Source organism: Dellaglioa sp. BT-FLS60, from assembly GCF_054941065.1.
Window position 1 is genome coordinate 60,243 of sequence record NZ_JBSOLI010000027.1, and the last position, 20,894, is coordinate 81,136.

At 34.7% G+C, this 20,894-nt stretch carries 22 protein-coding genes; 5 read left to right on the top strand and 17 right to left on the bottom strand.

Annotated elements, in window-relative coordinates; genetic code table 11:
- Window positions 1–105: 105 nt before the first annotated feature.
- The 4 genes from ACVQ8P_RS01640 to ACVQ8P_RS01655 all read right to left on the bottom strand — a co-directional run bounded on the left by ACVQ8P_RS01640 (window position 106) and on the right by ACVQ8P_RS01655 (window position 2,644).
- Complete coding sequence (locus tag ACVQ8P_RS01640; RefSeq protein ID WP_462297120.1) at window positions 106–411, bottom strand: DUF1033 family protein; 306 nt, start codon at window positions 409–411, stop codon at window positions 106–108.
- A gap of 120 nt (window positions 412–531) precedes the next feature.
- The gene (gene trmL / locus ACVQ8P_RS01645) at window positions 532–1,044 is read right to left on the bottom strand and encodes a tRNA (uridine(34)/cytosine(34)/5-carboxymethylaminomethyluridine(34)-2'-O)-methyltransferase TrmL (protein ID WP_462297122.1); all 513 of its coding nucleotides are present in this window, start codon (window positions 1,042–1,044) and stop codon (window positions 532–534) included.
- 196 nt (window positions 1,045–1,240) lie between these two features.
- Window positions 1,241–2,095: a methyltransferase domain-containing protein gene (locus ACVQ8P_RS01650; RefSeq protein WP_462297124.1), complete on the bottom strand. Its 855-nt coding sequence runs from the start codon at window positions 2,093–2,095 to the stop codon at window positions 1,241–1,243.
- A gap of 36 nt (window positions 2,096–2,131) precedes the next feature.
- Window positions 2,132–2,644: an aminoacyl-tRNA deacylase gene (locus tag ACVQ8P_RS01655; protein WP_462297158.1), complete on the bottom strand. Its 513-nt coding sequence runs from the start codon at window positions 2,642–2,644 to the stop codon at window positions 2,132–2,134.
- 175 nt (window positions 2,645–2,819) lie between these two features.
- Between ACVQ8P_RS01655 and guaC the strand changes: the two genes are divergently transcribed.
- On the top strand, window positions 2,820–3,797 hold the full coding sequence (gene guaC, locus ACVQ8P_RS01660; protein ID WP_462297126.1) for a GMP reductase: 978 nt from the start codon (window positions 2,820–2,822) through the stop codon (window positions 3,795–3,797).
- Between the two features lie 31 nt (window positions 3,798–3,828).
- Here the strand turns inward: guaC and ACVQ8P_RS01665 are convergent, their stop codons facing one another.
- On the bottom strand, window positions 3,829–5,019 hold the full coding sequence (locus ACVQ8P_RS01665) for an AI-2E family transporter (protein WP_462297127.1): 1,191 nt from the start codon (window positions 5,017–5,019) through the stop codon (window positions 3,829–3,831).
- 14 nt (window positions 5,020–5,033) lie between these two features.
- Window positions 5,034–5,387, bottom strand: a complete 354-nt coding sequence (locus ACVQ8P_RS01670) for a PTS glucitol/sorbitol transporter subunit IIA (RefSeq protein ID WP_462297128.1) — start codon at window positions 5,385–5,387, stop codon at window positions 5,034–5,036.
- Between the two features lie 124 nt (window positions 5,388–5,511).
- On the opposite strand from ACVQ8P_RS01670, the gene ACVQ8P_RS01675 reads away from it, so the two are divergent.
- A complete protein-coding gene (locus tag ACVQ8P_RS01675; protein WP_462297129.1) occupies window positions 5,512–6,537 on the top strand; it encodes a lactonase family protein in 1,026 nt (341 codons plus the stop codon).
- 12 nt (window positions 6,538–6,549) lie between these two features.
- Window positions 6,550–7,188 carry a copper homeostasis protein CutC gene (locus ACVQ8P_RS01680; protein WP_462297130.1) on the top strand — a complete coding sequence of 213 codons (639 nt, stop codon included), beginning with the start codon at window positions 6,550–6,552 and terminating at the stop codon, window positions 7,186–7,188.
- Between the two features lie 60 nt (window positions 7,189–7,248).
- Here the strand turns inward: ACVQ8P_RS01680 and mgtE are convergent, their stop codons facing one another.
- The 4 genes from mgtE to ACVQ8P_RS01700 are packed head-to-tail and all read right to left on the bottom strand — an operon-like array spanning window position 7,249 to window position 11,000.
- Window positions 7,249–8,616, bottom strand: a complete 1,368-nt coding sequence (gene mgtE, locus ACVQ8P_RS01685; RefSeq protein WP_462297160.1) for a magnesium transporter — start codon at window positions 8,614–8,616, stop codon at window positions 7,249–7,251.
- A gap of 17 nt (window positions 8,617–8,633) precedes the next feature.
- Window positions 8,634–9,533, bottom strand: a complete 900-nt coding sequence (locus tag ACVQ8P_RS01690) for an RluA family pseudouridine synthase (protein WP_462297161.1) — start codon at window positions 9,531–9,533, stop codon at window positions 8,634–8,636.
- A complete protein-coding gene (locus ACVQ8P_RS01695) occupies window positions 9,517–10,320 on the bottom strand; it encodes an NAD kinase (RefSeq protein ID WP_462297131.1) in 804 nt (267 codons plus the stop codon). Before ACVQ8P_RS01695 ends, ACVQ8P_RS01690 begins: the two co-directional genes overlap by 17 nt.
- A gap of 32 nt (window positions 10,321–10,352) precedes the next feature.
- Entirely contained in the window at window positions 10,353–11,000 is a 648-nt protein-coding gene (locus ACVQ8P_RS01700) for a GTP pyrophosphokinase (RefSeq protein ID WP_462297163.1), read from the bottom strand.
- Between the two features lie 245 nt (window positions 11,001–11,245).
- On the opposite strand from ACVQ8P_RS01700, the gene ACVQ8P_RS01705 reads away from it, so the two are divergent.
- Complete coding sequence (locus tag ACVQ8P_RS01705; RefSeq protein ID WP_462297133.1) at window positions 11,246–11,866, top strand: DsbA family protein; 621 nt, start codon at window positions 11,246–11,248, stop codon at window positions 11,864–11,866.
- A gap of 48 nt (window positions 11,867–11,914) precedes the next feature.
- Here the strand turns inward: ACVQ8P_RS01705 and pepF are convergent, their stop codons facing one another.
- From pepF to ACVQ8P_RS01730, 5 genes are all read right to left on the bottom strand, one after another.
- Entirely contained in the window at window positions 11,915–13,738 is a 1,824-nt protein-coding gene (gene pepF / locus ACVQ8P_RS01710; protein WP_462297134.1) for an oligoendopeptidase F, read from the bottom strand.
- 48 nt (window positions 13,739–13,786) lie between these two features.
- A complete protein-coding gene (locus tag ACVQ8P_RS01715) occupies window positions 13,787–14,929 on the bottom strand; it encodes a competence protein CoiA (protein WP_462297136.1) in 1,143 nt (380 codons plus the stop codon).
- Window positions 14,930–14,997: 68 nt separating this feature from the next.
- The gene (locus tag ACVQ8P_RS01720; RefSeq protein ID WP_462297138.1) at window positions 14,998–15,681 is read right to left on the bottom strand and encodes an adaptor protein MecA; all 684 of its coding nucleotides are present in this window, start codon (window positions 15,679–15,681) and stop codon (window positions 14,998–15,000) included.
- A 165-nt stretch (window positions 15,682–15,846) separates the two neighbouring features.
- Window positions 15,847–16,245 (bottom strand): transcriptional regulator SpxA, encoded by a 399-nt coding sequence (gene spxA / locus ACVQ8P_RS01725; protein ID WP_462297139.1) that lies wholly within the window; start codon window positions 16,243–16,245, stop codon window positions 15,847–15,849.
- A gap of 392 nt (window positions 16,246–16,637) precedes the next feature.
- A complete protein-coding gene (locus ACVQ8P_RS01730) occupies window positions 16,638–17,375 on the bottom strand; it encodes an MBL fold metallo-hydrolase (protein ID WP_462297141.1) in 738 nt (245 codons plus the stop codon).
- Window positions 17,376–17,467: 92 nt separating this feature from the next.
- On the opposite strand from ACVQ8P_RS01730, the gene ACVQ8P_RS01735 reads away from it, so the two are divergent.
- The gene (locus ACVQ8P_RS01735; RefSeq protein WP_462297143.1) at window positions 17,468–17,977 is read left to right on the top strand and encodes an antibiotic biosynthesis monooxygenase; all 510 of its coding nucleotides are present in this window, start codon (window positions 17,468–17,470) and stop codon (window positions 17,975–17,977) included.
- A gap of 27 nt (window positions 17,978–18,004) precedes the next feature.
- Here ACVQ8P_RS01735 and ACVQ8P_RS01740 read toward each other — a convergent pair whose 3' ends face one another.
- On the bottom strand, window positions 18,005–20,038 hold the full coding sequence (locus ACVQ8P_RS01740; RefSeq protein WP_462297145.1) for an ABC transporter permease: 2,034 nt from the start codon (window positions 20,036–20,038) through the stop codon (window positions 18,005–18,007).
- Complete coding sequence (locus ACVQ8P_RS01745; RefSeq protein WP_462297165.1) at window positions 20,035–20,790, bottom strand: ABC transporter ATP-binding protein; 756 nt, start codon at window positions 20,788–20,790, stop codon at window positions 20,035–20,037. Before ACVQ8P_RS01745 ends, ACVQ8P_RS01740 begins: the two co-directional genes overlap by 4 nt.
- Window positions 20,791–20,894 lie beyond the last annotated feature (104 nt).

Here is a 20,894-nt window from a genome sequence, read left to right on the forward strand (position 1 = left end):
CCTCCTTCTGTTAAAATGAATACTCAATTATACCATATCTTAGCTAGCCTACGTGGTTACCATTCAATCATTGACAGAAAAAAAGAGCTAATAACATAAGCGTTACTAACTCTCTGTTTCTACGACTATTTCTTTACCATCTTTCACTAACAATAACCCTTGATATAATTGCAAGTCATCGCCACAATCTGAACAAAAATCTTTTTGTTCATCATCCCAAAAAGCTGTTAAATAGTGACGTTTACTTTTTTGATACTTAAATTCATCTGTAAACGTGCTCGACTGCTTTTCAAAAAATGCAACTGCATCATCCATTGAATCAAAATCAATGGTCTTTTGAATATGTGTTTTCCAATCATCGAAAAACCACCAAGGTTCATCGAATCCAAACATTGTTATTACTTGAAACAAACTAAATCACCCTCCCATTTTTACAAAATCATTATTAGCATAAACTTTTGGCCCTTTTTCTAACCCAAAATTAAGTATAGCTTATTTATGAATTTATAGTCTATAAAATGCTCAAGCTAGTTATTTCAACTTATCATTTTCATACGTATGTGTCTTATCAAGGTTTGGAAAATCTTGCTGTCTCAACGTTTCATAAATCACAATAGCAGCTGAATTAGACAAGTTTAAGGCACGAATATGTGTATCATCTTGTGGAATCCGAATGGCTTTTTCTTCGTTTTGACGCATGAAGTTTTCGGGTAGTCCCGTCGTTTCTTTACCAAATAAAAAGTAGTAATCTTTATTCACATCAGAATAATCAACTTGTGAATACGTTTGTGGCGCAAATTTAGAAACCAAAAAAAGTTGTTTTTGATCTGGAACAGATGCCAAAAAATCCTGTAAGTTTTTATGGTACGTTATTTTCACTTTATCCCAATAATCTAAGCCTGCACGTTTTAAATATTTGTCGTCAGTTGAAAATCCTAGGGGTTCAATTAAATGTAGTTCAGTATCTGTTCCAGCACAAGTTCTCGCAATATTTCCTGTATTAGCAGGCATAAGTGGTTCAAAGAGCGCAATATGATTCGTCAAAATTAACATCCTTCCAAAAGGTTTTATTATTTTTAGGCAACAAAAAAACGCATCATTTCGGTGTGGGCACGGCGAAAAGATACGTTAATGAAGACCAATTTCCAGGAACTGACAACATCGTCGACAATTCCTAAACAACCGAATTCGTATATTCATAATAACACAGCATTTTTTACGTTACAACACCTAGTCTGACTTATTTTTTACGATATTTCAATAAGGTGACATCAACCGTAATTTGTTTCAAAGGATTTTCTTTTGCTTTAGCTTGATTATCTGATGTAGCACCCCAATGTAACGGCGTCATTTCAAGTAAAGCTGGAAATAAACCTTCCGGAATATCAAATTGATAGCTAATTGTGATTTGTTCAGAATTAGGATAATTTTCTTTAAATAGATTCAAAACTTTTTCGTTACTGTAACTTCTATTATGACTTTCTTCGTTATATAAAAGTTCACGTAACTCAACTAAATAATTTGAATTTGGGATGATTTTTAATAATTGTCCGTCATCTTTCAAGACACGATCAAATTCCGCATAGGCAGACGGTGAAAAGATATCAATAATTGTCGAAAATGACTGATTATTAAATGGTAATTTTGCCAAATCAGCAATGCAATAAAAAGCGTCTGTCTCTTGCTGCGTGGCATAATTAATCGCATCTTTTGAAATATCAAATCCAACATAAGTATCTTCCACATTTTGACGGGTCACTTCAATATCGTGAAGTGGCGTCCCCTCTCCACAGCCTACATCCATGATTGTTTCTTTCTCATCAGAAAGTTGTTCCAGAATTTTGTCAGTGATTGGCCTAAATAACCCAGCCTGTAATAACTGTCGTCTTGCTAACCACATATCTAATTCATAATCACTTTTAACCCCATGATTCAAGAAAAAAAGGGTTCCTTTTTTTGATAGATCAATCTGGTGATTTTCAGGACAAAACATCGTCTGTCCCTCTACTTTGTTATAAGGTTGTAAACAAACGGGACATCTAAACAACGCGATTTTATTTTTTAAAAAAACGGCACTTTTCTCAATTTTTTTCAATATACACTTATTCCTTTTTATCGTTTTAATAGCTATTTATTTTTCAATATTAATGTACTGACCTTTAACTAAAGCCACAAGTTCTTCACGTTTTACGCCAACAGACCGGCCAACTTTACCAGCTGAAACCCATATTTTGTCAAATTCCTGAATACGTTCATCAAAATAGATAGGAAATCCTTTTCGGACATTAATGCCAATTGGGGTATTCGCACCATGGACATAGCCCGTAATATTAATTAGATTTTTATTGTCCGCTAAGTGTAATTGCTTTTCATTCAATTCACGCGCAACCAATTTCAAATCAATCTCAAACGTAATCGGTAAACAGACAACCACGTAATCTTTGTCGCCCTTACTTCCTTGTAAAACAATTGTTTTTAAAATACTGCGTTCATCGGTGCCAAGTTCTTTAGCTTCTTTACTTGAATCCATTTGTCGACCACCCAAGAAATCAAAAGTATAACTCTCAAATTCAATATGGTGTTGATCTAAAATACGTTCATCATTTGTTTTTTTTACTTTTTCTTTTTTTACGATGATAATCACTCCCAAAATAATTATAGCACGCCACCTATTATTTCACGTATTCTTATTTAATTTTCGATTAATTTCGTAAATAGGTTGACTTACGTCCCTCAATAGCGTAAATTATCCTTTGGTTACTGATGTTAATTTAAAAATACAAAAAATAGTTCGTGTTTATAAGAAATGAGGAGACATTATGCCAGTTTTTGATTATGAAGATATTCAGCTTGTCCCTAATAAATGTATCGTTAACAGCCGTTCTGAGGTCGACACGTCTGTCCAATTCGGCCCTCGTCGTTTTAAATTACCTGTTGTACCTGCAAATATGCAGACCATTATTGATGAACCATTGGCAGAATGGTTAGCAGCAAATGACTACTTCTACGTCATGCACCGTTTCGATGAAGCCAGTCGCCTACCCTTTGTTAAAAAAATGCACGAAAAAGGTTTATTTGCTTCTATCAGTGTCGGGGTTAAACCTAGAGAATGGCAATTGATTGAAGAACTTGCTGAAGCTAAGTTAATTCCAGAATATATTACAATTGATGTGGCACATGGTCACGCACAAAGTGTTATTGATTTAATCCACCATATTAAAAAATGGCTACCAGAATCATTCTTAATCGCTGGGAACGTCGGAACACCAGAAGGCGTTAGAGAACTTGAAAATGCCGGTGCTGATGCCACTAAAGTCGGCATTGGACCTGGAAAAGTCTGCATTACTAAAATTAAAACTGGCTTTGGTACTGGGGGTTGGCAATTAGCTGCTCTCCGCTTATGTGCTAAAGCAGCCAGTAAACCCATTATCACGGATGGTGGGATAAGAACACATGGCGATATCGCTAAATCAGTTAGATTCGGTGCGTCAATGTGTATGATTGGTTCACTCTTCGCTGGTCACAAACAAAGTCCTGGTGAGTTAATTGAAAAAGACGGTCATTTATTCAAAAGTTATTTTGGTTCAGCTTCTGAATACCAAAAAGGCAGTCACACGAACGTTGAAGGTAAAAAAATGTTGGTGCCTTTCAAGGGTGATATCCACGAAACTTTAATTGAAATGCAACAAGATTTACAATCTTCAATTTCTTATGCCGGTGGAAACAAACTTTCCGCTCTCGAAAAAGTTGATTATGTTATCGTTAAAAATTCAATTTTTAATGGCGACACATTATAAACCAAAAAAAGTTAGACAAAATAAAATTTGTCTAACTTTTTTCTTTATCTTCATTTGTTTTTGTAGATTCTGATTCAACATATAAGCCAGAATTTTCTTTATACGATGCAAAAAGTCGTGTCACAATAACTTTAAGGATCGCATATCCAGGGATTCCAAAAATGACCCCAACTAACCCAAAAACACGTCCAGATCCCAATAAAACAATTAAAATGGTCACAGGATGAATCGCCAAGCTACTACCCAAAATTAATGGTGAAATTAATCTTGCCTCAATAGTTTGTTCAATAGCAAAGACAATAATAACTTTCACTAGCATAATCGGTGACACCACTGCAGCAATCACAAGTGCTGGGACCATCGCTAAAAATGAGCCCAAATAAGGAATTAAATTTAAGAATCCCGCTAAAATACCTAACGTTAAAGCAAATTTAAGTCCAACCACTGAGAATCCAATTACAAATAACACAGCTACAAAGAAAGCAACCGTTAATTGACCTCGGATATATTGACTTACTTGTAAATTAATTTCATCTAATAAGTCAATGGTTGCTTTTCGATATCTAACTGGAAAAAACTTCGCTAAATAACCAGGCAACTGATGACCATCTTTTAATAAATAGAACAAGATAAAAGGTGCTGTCACCAATCCAATAATGAACGTTGTCACAGTTCCAACGACACTACCTAACGAACCAACAGTTGAACTAACAACTGAGCTGGCTTTTTTAGAGATGGTTCCCACAATATCTGCATTTATCTTTTCAATTGAATTTTTAATCGTATCGAATAAAGACGACGACATAATCGTATTGGTTTGATGAGTAATATTTGACCAATAAGTTGGCCAATTTTTAATAATACTCATTGTTTGCGTCTGAACGGCCGGGATTAAAACCACAATCCCCCATGCCAAAAGTCCAGCCATGACTAGAAAAATGAGCGTAATCAGCAAACTCCGATTCATTTTAAAATGTGCTTCACAAAAATCAATTAGCGGTGAAAGTAAGTAATATAAGACACCGGCTAACACAATTGGAAAACCGACAATACTTAGTAACTCACCAACCGGCGCAAAAATCCAAGCGACCTTTGCCAACATAAAGATAATCAGCAAACTTAATAAAATAATTGATAGAACACTAACCGTCTTATTATTGACAACCCATTTCCAAAACCATGAGTGTTGTGCGGTCGATTTGTTATTTTCATTTGGGAGCATTCAAATCTACTCCTTTATTTATATGTGATTGTACTACCAACTTTAAAATCTGGTAATACGTGCGGTGTTAAATAAATACCGTTGGGTTGTGGATGTTCTGGAGTAGCCATAAAGAATAATGTGGCATGACCAACTGATTTAAAATTGCTATCAACTAATTCTCCAGCAAAATCTATCTTGTAAGTCTGATCATCAATCTGCATGTCATCCCCCGTTTTTGGCGAAGTTATTTCTTGACCTGCTTCAAACGATTGGATCACGGAGACTTGTCTTAAATCATCTGTTGCACTCTGATTAAAAAGAATAACAATAGGTTCCTTCTTCGAGATGGCATCTTTTCCAATTTCTTCAATTCTTGCTTTAATCATAATCTATCGTCTCCTTATCCCTTTTAGTTAACTACAATTATAGCATAGTACCTCGTATAAATAATAACGTTTACAAAGAAATATGATATAATATTGACAATATAATAAGGAGGTTTTTGTAACTATGAAAGAATCAATTCTATTTGGTACCTATACAAAAAAAACAAGTACTGGTATCTACCGTGCACAATTAGATACCGTTGAAAAACAAGTTTCTAACGTGACACCTTACATTAAAGTTGATAATCCAACTTATCTCACAAAATCTGATAAGAACACTTTATACACCGTTTCAAAAAGAGCTGGTTTAGGTGGTCTTTCTGCCTTTAACCTTGCGTCAGATGAACCGGTCTTTTTAAATGATGTTTCAGCTGAAGGTGCCCCACCTGCTTACGTTGCTGTTGATAATGCACGTCAATTAGTTTACAGTTCAAACTACCATAAAGGCCTTATTTCAATTTCTAAAATTGAAGCTGATGGCTCACTGTCACTCATTAGTGAAACGGCAAATGAAGGTCATGGTCCAAAACCTGAACAAACAAGTTCCCACATTCACTTCACTGATTTAACACCAGATAATCGTTTAGTTGTTTGTGATCTTGGAACTGACCAAGTGTTAACTTTTGACGTTACAGATAATGGTGCTATCAAACAAGTGGCAGAGTATCGCTCAGAACCTGGTTTTGGTTCTCGTCATATTGTTTTCCATAAAAATGGTCAATTAGCCTACTTAGCTGGTGAACTTTCAAGTGAAGTTTCATTACTTAGTTACAACCAAGAAGATGGCTCATTTAAAGAAATTCAAACATTATCTTCCATCCCTGCTGACTGGGATGCCCATAATGGCATTGCTGCTATCCGTATTTCTAAAGATAGCCGTTTCTTATATGTATCTAATCGTGGCAACAACTCAATTGCTTGTTATTCACTTGCCGATGATGGCAAAATGACCCTTATCCAATTGATTTCAACTGAAGGAGATTTCCCTCGTGATTTCAGTTTGAACAAGTCGGAACAATTTTTGGTTGTTGCCAACCAAAATACTGATAATGCAACTCTATTTGAACGTGATGCCACATCTGGTATGTTAACTTTAATTCAAAAAGAGATTGCCGTTCCAGAATCAGTTTGCGTTTATTTTGAAAATTAGGAGAAATTAAATTTGTTAATTAAAGAAGTTGCAGTTGAAAATTTTACCGATATTCCAAAACAATTTGCTGCCGGAGCTAACCGCTTTGAACTTTGTGATAATCTTGCTGTTGGTGGTACAACCGTCAGTAAAGGGGTTATGTCAGAGGCAATGCACTATGCTCAGGATAATCAAATACCCGTCATGGCAATGATTCGTCCTCGTGGTGGCAATTTTGTCTACAACGACACTGAGTTGAAAATAATGGAAGCCGATTTATTTCAGGCACAACAACTTGGCGTTGATGGTGTTGTCTTCGGTGCACTAACCCCCGATAACCAATTAGATATCGACGCAATGGAATTTTTAATTGCGGCAAGTGGCGGGATGCAAATCACCTTCCACATGGCTTTCGATGAAATTCCAAATGAATCACAACTCAATGCATTAGCTTGGTTAGCCGAACATGATATTGATCGTGTCTTAACTCATGGTGGCTCACTTGATAAGCCCATTGAAGAAACATTACCTCATCTACAAGAAATTATTGATTGGTCAAACGGTCTCATTAAAATTATCCCAGGTGGTGGTATTACCACTGATAATGTTGAGGCAATTGCTGATAAATTAAATGTTAAAGAACTTCACGGTACAAAAATTGTTTTAAAATAGCATATTAAAAAGGTTCCAACACTTCAAATTTGAAGTTGCTGGAACCTTTTTAATACCTAATTAACTGGCGATAAAAAACTTTAAGAAGACTTGTGCAATACTAAAATAAATCAGAACGGACGTTAAATCACTCAATGTTGAGATAAAGGGGCCAGACGCAACAGCTGGATCAACCCCAATTTTATCCATTAAAATCGGAATAAAGCTCCCTGCTAAATTAGCAACAGTAATTGCACACATCATAGCGAGTCCAATTACCATCCCCAAAACAAAGTTGCCTTTCCAAATACCAACAATTAAAGTAACCGCGATTCCTGTCACAACACCAATCACTAATCCAGTGAAAACTTCACTGACAATAAGTCGCAATAAACTTTGTTCTTCATCATCTTTCACAGCCAAACGACGAACGGCAACAGCTAAACTTTGCGTTCCAGCATTTCCGGCCGTCCCTGTAATTAATGAAATAAAAACGGCTAAAATACTTGCCTCACTCAGTAATCCTTCAAAATGACTGACCAAGCTTGCCGTTGACATCCCTAAGAATAACAACGTTATCAACCATGGTAACCGTTTTGACGCTGCTTTAAATGGGTTTTCTGTTTGTTCTTCAGTATCAACACCGGCCAAACCAGAGTAATCTTCAGCCGATTCTTCATCAATAACATCAATAATATCATCAACTGTTATGACCCCAATTAATTGCTCATCGTAATTTGTCACTGGCATTGCCAAAAAGTTATAATCACGAATCATCTTGGCAACATCCTCTTGATCATCATCTGCTTTAACGGACATAACCGGTGTCGTCATAATATCACCAATTAACGCATCTTCATCACTCGTCAATAAATTACGTAAGGTCACAATTCCCATCAATCGTTGATCATCATTAACCACATAATCATAGTAAATGGTTTCCGCTTTGCTCGCTTCTTCTCTCAAAACGTGCATCGCCGAATTAACCGTTTGGTTAGACACAATTGACGCAAAATCAGTCGACATAATAGCCCCGGCTGTCTTATCTTCATAATGCAGTAAGCCTTTGATTTCATTGGCCTTATCTTTGTCCATCAAGCCCAAATATCTAGCTAATTTATGTTTATCTAATTGCCCCAATAAATCGACTTCATTATCGGTATACATATTATCTAACAACTCAGCCACGTATTTTAAGGGCATCTCATCGAAATATTTAACAACTTCTTCTGGATCATCTTCGATAGCATCAAACGTATCACTTAATTCCTTAGGTGTTAAATAATGATAGATTTTTTGTCGTTGCTCTTTATCAAGCATTGTAAAAATTTCAGCTTGCTCATAAACATGCAAATCTGTAAATTCATTACGAAAATTATATTGCTGATTTTTTTTAAGTGACTCAATAATTTCTTCAGTTTTTATTTGGTTATATGCTTCTGTATCCACCATAATGAATACCTCGTTTATTTTTTATTTATAAATTTTTGCATGTCTAATGCGAGTGAGCTCTGAACCTTTACCAGCTTATGCGTAAAGGGATGATAAAACTCAATTTCGCTACAATGCAATGCTTGTCGTTGCATTGGCATAGTAATATGCCCACCATATAAGGTATCGCCGACTAACGGGTGTCCTACTGACGCAAAATGAACACGAATTTGGTGGGTTCTTCCCGTATGCAATTGGATTTTATATTGTCCAATAGTTTGATTAGTCTTCTCCAACCAGTATTCAGTCGAAGCCGTTTGACTCTCTTCCCCGTGACCAACTTGTCGTTTAATAAAGGACTCTGGATCACGTTGAATTGGCCCATCAATAATCCCATGCTTGTGCTCTAATTGTCCTTCAACAAATGCCGTATAGAACTTTTTAATTTGGTGATTCTGTAATTGCTGATCCAGTAAGGCGTGCGCAAATCGATGCTTCGCAAATAGTACCAAGCCACTTGTGTCACGATCAAGACGCGTCGCAATATGTGGCACAAACTCATTTAGGTGTCGATTCTGATAATAACCTGCAACCCGATTAATCAACGTATCCTCTGGATGTAAGAATGATGGAATTGACGCGACATGGGCTGGTTTATTAAGAATCAAGAAATCGCGATCTTCAAATACGACATCAATTGGAACAAATGATTTTTTCAATTCATTTTTATTTTTTTCAGCTGGTAACACAATACTGACTTTATCATTTGTCTGAATAAAATCGATTGCCCACTGCTCATTATCGTTAACTAACAGCTTGCCGCCACGATATTTTAGCGTCGCCAATAAACGTCTAGACACACCTTCACTTTTCAAAAACGTCTTGACTTTTTGTGGAGATGTCCCCGTGTATTGCCAATCAATCTGCATAATCACTGCCAATGAATGCTTCGTTCACACGTTTCCAAAAATCATTGTGTCGGTATTTAGCAAAATAGATTCGTTCCTTGGCTATTTTATATTTAATTGCCTTAATTTGTCTATTATGATAAATTTCTTGGTCAATACTGAAAACAAAGTCACTACTTTGAGTTGGTTTAAGGGTAATCCAATCATTTGATGCCACAATAACGGGGGAACTCAGCGTTCTGAACACGCGGTTATTGATAGAAGCAATTTCTGCCATTTGAAGAGATTCAAGTCTTGGGTGAATCACCGCTCCACCAACCGATTTATTGTAAGCCGTTGACCCAGTTGGTGTCGAGATACATAAGCCATCTCCACGGAATTTTTCAAATAACTGGCCACCAATATAGACGTCCGTTACCATCGTATTATTAATCCGCTTTAATGTGGATTCGTTCAAAGCCAGAAACTTTTCTGATTGCGCATCAAAATAGTCCACTTTAACATCTAACAGTGGATAACTAATGGCTTGTTTATTATCCGATTGTAAACTAATAACTAAATCATCAATTTCATCATCTCGCCAATCTGTATAAAATCCTAGATGGCCTGTATGTACACCTACAAACCTGATATTTTCAAGATTTTGTTGGTAATGTCTGAAGGCGGAAAGGAGCGTCCCATCTCCACCAACTGTTATCACAATATCAGGATTATCATTATCGATTGGCACGTGTGCATCTGTTAGTTTTTGGTAAAGCTCTTGCCCAACCGTTTGCGATTTTTTTCCATCATTTTCAAAAATAGCAACTTTCATCTATACCCCTCTTTTCTGACACACTTAGTTCACTATTTATCTTCCTGCTCTTGATTCTTGTTCAGACCTTTACCATAAAATAAATGTTGTGCTTCTTGAATTTCTTCTCTAATTTCAGACATTTCAGTATCTAATTTAAAAGCGGCCTCTGCTGCTCGTTCCAATCGTGCATTCAATTGGATTGGGAATTCTCCCTGATATTTATAATTTAAAGAATGTTCAATGGTTGCCCAAAAATTCATAGCTAATGTTCGAATTTGAATTTCAACTAAGACATTTTTTTCACCATTAATCATTTGAACTGGGTACTTAAGTACCACATGGTATGAGCGGTAACCACTCGCTTTTTTGTTCGTGATATAATCACGCTCTTCTACAACAGTCATATCATTTCGCGCACGTAATAAATCGACAACTTGATAAATATCGTCAACAAATTGACACATAATTCGAATCCCTGCAATATCTTGCATATCCGTTTCAAGACGTTCTTCAGAAATTTGACGGCGTTCAATTTTTTCTAGAATACTATCAACTGTTTTAACCCGACTTGTCACGAATTCAATTGGTGAATGTTGACCAATGCCAGTAAACTGTTTTCGCAGTCCACGCATTTTAATTTTCATTTCTGAAACGGCCTGTTCATAAGGTCTAAAGAAATATTTCCAATCTTCTACCATTTTCATCACTCTATTCTATTTATCAATTTACTCATTTCATTTTAGCATAATTCAAGCAATCGGGACGAATTTGACCTCACAATATTAAAAAACAATGAATGAATGATCCGTAATAAGTGTTTATAATTGAAAAAAAAATATATATTGGTAAAGTAAGAATAGTTATTAAAACGGAAACAGACAGAACCCCACCCCACACTCGACAAAAAATTTTAAATTTAATCAATTAATTTGGAGGAATACTCTTGTTAGAAATCTATTTATTTGTTAACCCGTTAGGTACAAAATGTTTCAAATCTGAACAAAAAGTTTTGGATTATATTAATGTTTCCTCGAAAGAGGTCTCTTTCCAATTTATCCCTATGTTGAATATGCAAACAATTAACAATGTTATGGTTGAAAAAAATCTCGACACACGTGACTTAGCACTTCGTAATGACTTATTTGAATCTATTTATCAAGCTACGCTCAATTACAAAGCCGCTCTTTTTCAAGGTAAGAAACGGGGCCGTGCCTTCCTAATGACTATTCAAGAATCCATAGTTCAAGATAATAACTGTTATTCAGAAGAACTTGTTCGCCAAGTTGCCGATGAAGTTGGTCTAAACTGGGATATGTTTGCCGAAGATCGTTATTCTGATTTAGCCAAACAATCATTTAAAAATGATCAAAAAATGGCTAATGAAATGAATGTTACCATGCATCCCACCATTGTTATCAACAATATCGATGGCCTTGATTGTGGCGTTTCATTTCCAGATGCCGACTTAGTCACTATCTCAGATGTTTGTAACGGTCATTTCAATACGCAAAATGGCTTACAACAAAATAATGTCGCACCATCAAATCAATTACGTGTCCTATAACAAAAACAGACGTTGCCTAGTTTAATCAACTAAGTAGCGTCTGTTTTTTTAATCTTCTGTTCCTATTTCAGCTAATAGTGTCTCTAATTCATTCAATCTTGTTTCAAAAACAGTAAATGCCTTAACTAAGTAATCTGGTTTAGTCATATCGACACCCGCTTTTTTCATTACGTCAATTGGAAAATCTGAGCTACCCGCTTTTAAATAAGCTAAATAATTATCTAATGCACCTGGTTTACCACTTGTAATTCCTTCTGACAAAGTTGTTGCTGCAGCAAACCCTGTTGCATATTGGTAAACATAGTAATTGTAATAGAAATGTGGAATTCTTGACCATTCCATTGCAATTTCTGGATCACGTTCTAAACTGTCACCGTAATATCTCTGATTTAAATCAGCATAATAAGCAGATAATTTATCAGCCGTTAAGGGATGTCCCGCTGCATCTTCTTCATGAATCCAATGTTCAAATTCCGCAAATTGTGTTTGACGGAAGATGGTGCCTTTAAAACCATCTAAGTAATAATTAAGTAAAAATGCCCGAACTTTAGGATCCGTTTGCGTTTTTAATAAATAATGCGTTAACGTATTTTCATTTGTTGTTGAGGCAATCTCCGCTAAGAATATAGGATAATCACCATACAAGTAAGGTTGATTATGGTGCGTATAGTAACTATGAATACTATGTCCCATCTCATGCACAAGTGTGTATAAGTTATTCACATTATTTTGCCAATTTAGCAACATATATGGCGCTGTATCATACATTCCTGAAGAATAGGCACCACTTCTTTTTCCCTGGTTCTCAACAACATCAATCCAGCGCCCATCAAAGGCTTCTTGGACATAGTTTAAATAATCAGGACCCATTTTATCTAAAGCTTTTAATGCTTCATCTTTGGCTTCATTATAGGTGTAACTCAATGCGGGTTCGCCAGTAATAGGTGTATATAAATCGTACGAATGCAAGCTTTCAACTTTCAAAATTTTCTTACGTAATGCAACATAACGGTGTAACAAAGGCAAGTTTTTATTCACTTGCTCAACCAAGGTATGATAAACAATTTCAGGGATTTGGTTATTTGATAATGAGGCATCCCTAGCATTTTTATAATGTCTAATCGACGCACTATAATTATGCACTTTGACATGGCTTGAAAGTGTTGACGCCAAAGTATTTTGAAATTGACCGTAAACCTCGTACAATTTTTTAAAAGCCTGTTCTCTAACATCTCGGTTAGTTGACTCTAGAAGAACACCGTAAACACCTTGTGATAATTGTATATCGTTTCCCTGTTCATCTTGAACAACTGGAAATTTTAAATCAGCATTATTCAATACTTCGAACGTTTTAGATGATGCACCAAAAATATCACTTGCACCCGCTAATAACGTTTCTTCAGCATGAGAAAGAACATGATCTTTTTCCAACAATAAGCTATCAAAAAAATGACGATAGCGACTTAATTCCTGATTATTAGTAAGAAACTCCTTTAAAGTTTCCTTTGGAATTGCAATAATTTCAGGTTCGAGCCATGAAATAGCAGCTGAAACTTTAGCGGCCAATGCACTGGCTCTAGCATTCAAAGCTTGATACGTTGCGTTGCCAGTATCCTGATCATTTTTTAAATTAGCGTAAACATACACTTTTTCAAGCATGCGTTCGAGATTAAAAACAGTTTTCAACCCTTGTAACATAGTCTCACTATCTTGGCTTAACGTTCCTTGAAGGTCAGCGATACTCCGAATAGAAGCTTCAACCTGCTTATAATCTTCTTCAAATAATAAATCGGAACTGTAAATTTTTTGGACATCCCACGTTAGTTTTTCTGGTACGTCTTCACGTTTTGGTAATTGCTTAGCTGTTGTCATAAAATCCCTCCGATTATCATTTATTTACTCCTATAAGATATCATATTTTCAGTTAATTTTTTTAATAAACGCACGGTTTAATCGTAAATTTTCTTTTTTTAGCAACGCATCTTCAGTCCATCTGATTTGATTGTTAATCCGATAGCTTTTGGTTCCACTAATTGCGCTTAAAATTTGGTTTTCTAATAAACATTGCAAATAAGCCTGATTAACTTGTTCAATGGCTAGCTGACTAACAAGTGGCATTGCAAAAAATACGTTTGCCGCTATTTGTTGTGCTTCAAACAAGCATTTAAGGGCCTCTTTAGAAATTAGTTTAGTCGTCTCTTTTTGTAACTCTAAAACCACTCGAATTCGCCAAAAAATATCTGCATGTCGGTAGATTGGTGGCAGCCGTACACAACTCAAACAACATGCTGGAAACCCCATGAAATAATGCCGTTGCCTGTAACAAAAATCAATTTGATCCTTCAAATAAGGATTTAAATAGTGACAATTTTTCTCCAATTTCGTCAATTGTCCAAGTAATTCTGACTGTGACAACGCTAACCCCTCATTTCTCTGGTTAGCTCGAATAAATACCATCAATGTCGTTGCATCGTTAACTACCTTTGTACGGTAACGAATACCCTGACAATTTTCAAAGCATAATTCATAATTTAAAATGAGACACTGCCGCTCAGCATCAAGAAATACTAAAAAATAGCCAATGTTTTTGTGAAAGTTGATAAACATCGCTTGTTGTTGCGTTAATCTTTGGTTCAGCATATGTCGCTTACCTAAAATCCAAAAAACACGGTAACCATATTTTTTGTACCCCTTAGTCCTTTTAGTAAAAGAACTAAGCGATAATGGACTACATTGGTACTCTATCACCAACTGACTATTTCTTAAAGTAACCAACACATCTGGCCTTTGTTTTAACTCGGGTAAATATTCTTCAATTTCAGCTTTTTTATGTCGTTTTTCTGCCCAGACTTTAATCAAATTTTTCCCAGTGACATGTGAGTTTGTCTCACCCTCTGAAAAAAAGTGACATGATTTTTTATAATGAGCAAAATGGGCTTGCTTTTGCGGTCCTTGCTTAAAGATGACGCGTTCCCCGCATCCAGGACAAAAATAAGTCTCATTTTGCTTAACATCTCTCGCACAAACTAATTCATCTTGGTGTTTCTTCTTTGCAAATATCATTTAAATTGCTCCTCGTTACAATTTAAATACGCAAAAAAAAACAAATCAACCGAAATCGGTCGATTTGCTTATTTAAAATATTTTCTTGCTTCCGAAAGAGCATCATCTGACATAATTTTTTTGCCACGTTCTTCCATGAATGACCCTGTTGAAGTAACAGACTGTGCATATTCTAATGCTACAGCAATATCATTTTCGATTGTTTCTTTAGTTGTATTGTCTTTGTCAAAAATTAATTCCAAGAAATACTTACCTTGCACTTTAAATAAATTACTTTGTGCACTAGTTGGTCTAAATATTTTGGCTAGTTGAATGAAATCTTCAAAATCACCAAACTCTACCGTTCTCGTTTGGGCTGCTTTTTGATAACCTGATCCCTTAATAGTCCCTTTTACTTCATCGTCATTGTCAGTATCTTCAATTTCAGATAATCTATCTTTTATAAAACTACCTAAATCGTCATCCTCTGTTAAATCAGAGATATTTATTTCTTTAGGATCTTGCATATTTTCTGGTTTACCACGACTAATAAACAACTCTAGTCCATCACGATTAGGTAAAACTTGGAATGTCACTGCTTCATTATTTTCAAATTCATGTTCTGTATCTACTTCACGTAAAATACTGTAAAAGAAATCTTCAATCTGAGTCCTGTTTCCTAATAAATCTAAAATAGTAATACCTCTTTTAGATAAATCCTCATCTTCTACCAAAACACGAATTGTATTTTCATTTATTTTTTCCATTTTCATTGCTTATCACCTATCTTCCTGATACCTCGACCTTAATTTTAGCCAAAATATCCTATTTGTAAAGTATTTTAGTCTAAATAAAAAAATCCAGGAACGCTTATTCCTGAATTTTACCATGTTGCCTGATTAAAGGCTAATGTTCCAACGTTATTATTTTTAATTTAATTAAAATCCAGCAAGTAATTGTGCTTTTTGTAATTCCAAAGCACGTACATCTCTTGGTAAGAAACGACGAATTTCATCTTCATTGTACCCAACTTGTAGTCGTTTTTCATCTAAAATAATAGGACGACGTAACAAACCAGGGTTCGTTTGAATTAATGAAAATAATTCTTGAAGTGGTAAATCATCTAAATCCATATCTAATTCTTGATAAACTTTTGATCGTTTAGAAATAACCTCTTCTGTACCATTTTCAGTCATTCGCAAAATTGTTTTAATTTCATCAATGTTGAGAGGCTCAGAAAATATATTACGTTCTTGAAAGGGGATATTATTCTCCTTAAGCCATGCACGTGCTTTTCGACATGATGTACAACTTGGTGAAGTATATAAAGTTACCATATGCGCTCTCTCCTTTTAATAAAAAAATTATCAATTCCTATAAATATATTATAACTTATTATCAGAGCAATTGCTATCATTTTATTAAAAAAATTTACTTATTAACGCACTTATTAATCAGTAAATTTTCTAGTTTTTGCATAATTAAAGGCATTTATATTAATACAGGTATATATTAAATGTTATTATTTATAAAAATCATTACAAATACTTTATGGATGTTATTATTTAAAATATCTAAATAGACGTTTTTTTGATCCTTATTATTTCAAAACACTTACTAAAAGTACGTAAACAAGCCTTAAACGCCCACTTATAAGCACCTTGTTATTTTATATTTATTTGGTTAAAAAAAGATACATTGTTAAAATTTTTTAGCAATATGTATGCGATTACACAGTTAGTCTCAAATACTTTTTCGCAAGTAAAACAGTTATGTCATTACCTGCCGTTACTTTAGCTTGCTCTTTTAATAATTCATGCGACCCATTTGCTGGTAAATGAGTTAATAACAATTTTTTAGCATGATTTAAACGAGCAAATTTGCCAGATTCAGCTGCCGTCATATGCCATTTTTCACCTAATTTATCATCGAAGAAATTAGTATCAGTCATTAATAAATCTGCATTTTGACTCATTTCATTTAATTTCTCATCGTATGCCGTATCCGCAGTAAAGACAAGTACCTTCCCCGTCGATTGTTCTGTAATTCTCATCGCATAAGCTGGTACTGGATGAATGGTTTCTAAAAACTCAAAATCAAAGGGTCCAATTGCCACAACGTCTTTATTTTTGTAACCAATCCCAATCGTTGCATCCGTCCAAGTTAATTTTTGAAAAGCTTCTTGATCAATTGCTGGTCCATAAATGGGCAGTGGTTGTGTCACTTGGTCCCGATTAATCTGCCAATTATATTGTAAAACGCCAATATCGGCAATATGGTCCTGATGATAATGAGATAAAACAACCGCATCTAACTTCAAAGGATCTAATTTTTGTTCCAAGCTGAGCATTGCCCCACTTCCGCAGTCCAATAATAACTGAAACCCATCACTTTGAATTAAATATGAACTCGTTCCAACTGCATGTGCTGGATAGCCTCCATAGAACCCTAAAATTGTCAACTCCATTATTAATCATCCTTCCCGTCGCTTTTGAATTTATTATACCCTTTTTTTAGACTATACTTAATAAGGAATTAAAACAGATTGGAGATGTATTTTTGTTAAATCATATATACACAGCACTAGGCGCAGAATATTTTTTAAAGTCTATTATCAGAAACAACCCATCTCGATCATTTATCTTACTCAATCCAACAATTGAGTACAATAATGCCTACCTATTAGACACGTCAGACGATACTTCCATTTTCTATTCTGGATTAGACTTTCGCGTTAACTATCATGTAGGCGCCGATTCATGGCAGGGTTTTTATCATTTTCAATATATCACTTTAAGTGATGAAGAAAGCAAAGTTTATTTAGCACAATTACAAAATTTTATCAACGAACGAACACGCCCTACTGGCATGACCGCTTACTACACTTTGCAATCACTATCCAAAAGCTATAATTACGTCCTTTTGACAATTTGGGAGCATCAATCTGATATGCTTAATTGGCATAAAAGTGAGGCTTATAAGCAAATAAAAGCTTCCGAAAACGACTTTCAAAATACACCTGTCAACGCAACCTACTCTGTTAATAAATTTATCAATATAAAAGGTTAAGTTACTTTTTTAGTAACTTAACCTTTTTTAGTCCCTACTATTAATAATTCGGTTCAAACCATATACGGTAATTAAAAATAGCCCACCGTACATCGCATAAAATGTTCCCCAGAAAAAAATAATAACATTCATATTAGGGTGTGCAAATAAAGCAACGTAAATATTAAACGTAAAAACAGCTTCAATGGATCCCAATATCACTGGAATTAAAAATAAACTTAGGGTTTGTTGAAAAATAATGCGTTTAATTTCTTGATGTGTCACACCTAAACTTTGCATCAATGAATACGTCTTTTTATTTTGTCTAAGGTCTATCATTTGCTGCAACATGATAATGCTGCAAGTTGCGAGTACTAAAATAATACTAATAAAACACGTTACATAAATGAAAAAACCAATTAGTTCATTTACATTTTCCGCAACTTGATTTCTCACACCTAGATTTTGATAATAATAATGTGCTTTCTGTTTTGAAAAAGTGTATCGCGTATTTGCTAGCGTCTTGCCAGTCTGTTGTAGATACGTTTGTTCTTTTGCTTCATCATCCAATTTATGGCCAAAATCGTTTCCCGATTGCACAAATGTCTGATAATTTTTAATGTTAATAGCCGTCAAATTATATTGCCTATCACTTTTAACATTTCGATAAACAGTGTCTTTGACAATTAATAAATTACTGGCAAAATGCATTGCACCATATGGAAATGTACTTAAATAACTTTTAATCTTCAACTGATTCAATGATTTTTGCTTAAACTGAATGGTTTGATTGTCCTTATTAATTTGATATCGCGCCAATTTGTATAAAATCATAATTGATTCGTTTGATTTAATTTGAATGGGTTTTAGCCCACTTTGAATTTTACGGATACGATTATAATCTGTTTCCGACATTATTGTCACCGGAATAACCTTTTGTTTACTTCGATTTTCCGTCTTCAATTGAATTCTGCTTTTCATTGGGACAATTTTAAAATGCCCACTAACTTGTTGTTTCACTTTTAATTTATTTTGTTTCAATACTTTTTGTACCATTGCTAACTTATGCCCATCTGCAATAAAATGCGCTGGCGCTACTTGATCAATCGTTTTTTCCGAATATGAATACAAGGTAGCCATCCCAATAAACGCTGACAACGAAAACATAATTAACAAGGTCATTAAACTCAACATCAGTGTATTTTGTCTTAAGCTAACTTGTAAATTTGAAAAAGTTAGCAGTCTTCCACCTCGATACATAAACCGTCGCCATTTTTGCAATAAATGCAGCAAAACGGGTATCAGACAATAGAAAATAAGCAGTGTGCCTAAAATAATCATCACATCGATAGCCACTACAGCCAACAAATAATCATTTCTACGCAGCCAGACATTAAAAATGGAACCAAGTTCTTCAAAGTTCACCGCCATAAATAACGGTATACTCATCAAAAAGATGCTGAACACTGCCATGAATAATTTGAATGGTCCAAAACGCTTATTACTGGTATTATCATCATGTTTAAATAAAGAAATGAGCTGTTTACGATAAATCGCACTTGCATTAATAATCGACATAATTAAAAATATTATATTAAAAATGAACACGGTATTAACTAAACTTCGCCAAGACACAATAATATTTGTATCTGCCCTAATAAGCATCGCTCTCAATAAAATCATGGCAAATAATTTAGAAAAAATCGCACCCACTGCTAATCCAATGACCAATGAAATATTTCCTAAAATTAAATTTTCGATGAATAACATTAAGGCTATTTGACTTTTTTTGACGCCTAGAAGATGGTAAACCGCAATCTCTTTTTCTCGCCGTTTAGCAACGAAAAAGTTAGTATAGGCCATAAAACAAGCAATAAAAATTAAAATTAGAATGCTGCTAATCTGTAAAGTAACTGAAATTGGTAACTCTACTCGTGCATTTTGTGTTAATTCTTTATTAAATGACATCGATAAAAATGAAAAATAGACGGTTACTGCTATTGAACTAGCAATAATATAAATCAAATAATCCCAAAAACTACGTCGAACACTTTTAAGCACAATATTGGCTAATGGTTTCATTGTTCGCCTCCACCAATGGCTGCTTGCATATCAATTATTTTTTGAAAGAAAGCTTTTCTAGAACCATCACGCCTAATCTCAGCAAAAATATGGCCATCTTTGATAAAAATAATTCGTTTACAATAACTCGCTGTAAAAGCATCATGAGTAACCATCATCAGGGTCATTTCTTGTGTCTCATTCACATACGTTAAATATTTCAAAAGCTCGGTTGCCGCTTTTGAATCCAAGCTACCCGTTGGTTCATCTGCAAATAACATCTTAGGCGCTGTAATAATTGCCCTGGCAACTGCCACTCTCTGCTGTTGACCAATCGAAATTTCATTTGGAAAACGGTCTAAAATGGTATTCAGATTTAGCACAGTTGAAATGTCAGCAAGTTTTAACTCAATTGCTTCCATTTTTAATTTATCTAATGCGAGTGGCAAAATAATATTTTCTTTAATTGTTAAAGAATTTAGTAAATTAAAATCCTGAAAAATAAAACCTAGATTTTGTCTTCTAAATTTAGATAATTCTTGTTCGTTATACTCTGTAACGTCTTGATTATCTATTCTGATATGCCCAAAAGTTGGCTTATCAATCGTTGACATTATATTTAGCAAAGTGGTCTTTCCTGCACCAGAAGGTCCCATAATACCTACAAATTCTCCCGAATCAATCACAAATGAAATGTTATCAATTGCAGTCGATCGATTAAACTTCATGCCATAAATTTTCTTCACATGATCTACTTCAATGAATGTCATAATTTCAGTCCCCCGTTACTCAATATTATACCTAACTATGAATCAATTACGCCAATCTTTATTTATGATAGCCAGCTATTTGAATTTATCGTTTAAAAACGGTATTG

Coding starts and splice junctions, on each gene's coding strand:
- ACVQ8P_RS01700 (WP_462297163.1), bottom strand. CDS start 11,000: ATGGTAGAAGATTGGAAATATTTCTTTAGACCTTATGAACAGGCCGTT.
- pepF (WP_462297134.1), bottom strand. CDS start 13,738: ATGACAACAGCTAAGCAATTACCAAAACGTGAAGACGTACCAGAAAAA.
- guaC (WP_462297126.1), top strand. CDS start 2,820: ATGCCAGTTTTTGATTATGAAGATATTCAGCTTGTCCCTAATAAATGT.
- ACVQ8P_RS01665 (WP_462297127.1), bottom strand. CDS start 5,019: ATGCTCCCAAATGAAAATAACAAATCGACCGCACAACACTCATGGTTT.
- ACVQ8P_RS01730 (WP_462297141.1), bottom strand. CDS start 17,375: ATGGAGTTGACAATTTTAGGGTTCTATGGAGGCTATCCAGCACATGCA.
- spxA (WP_462297139.1), bottom strand. CDS start 16,245: ATGGTAACTTTATATACTTCACCAAGTTGTACATCATGTCGAAAAGCA.
- ACVQ8P_RS01670 (WP_462297128.1), bottom strand. CDS start 5,387: ATGATTAAAGCAAGAATTGAAGAAATTGGAAAAGATGCCATCTCGAAG.
- ACVQ8P_RS01715 (WP_462297136.1), bottom strand. CDS start 14,929: ATGATATTTGCAAAGAAGAAACACCAAGATGAATTAGTTTGTGCGAGA.
- ACVQ8P_RS01675 (WP_462297129.1), top strand. CDS start 5,512: ATGAAAGAATCAATTCTATTTGGTACCTATACAAAAAAAACAAGTACT.
- ACVQ8P_RS01740 (WP_462297145.1), bottom strand. CDS start 20,038: ATGAAACCATTAGCCAATATTGTGCTTAAAAGTGTTCGACGTAGTTTT.
- ACVQ8P_RS01695 (WP_462297131.1), bottom strand. CDS start 10,320: ATGAAAGTTGCTATTTTTGAAAATGATGGAAAAAAATCGCAAACGGTT.
- ACVQ8P_RS01720 (WP_462297138.1), bottom strand. CDS start 15,681: ATGAAAATGGAAAAAATAAATGAAAATACAATTCGTGTTTTGGTAGAA.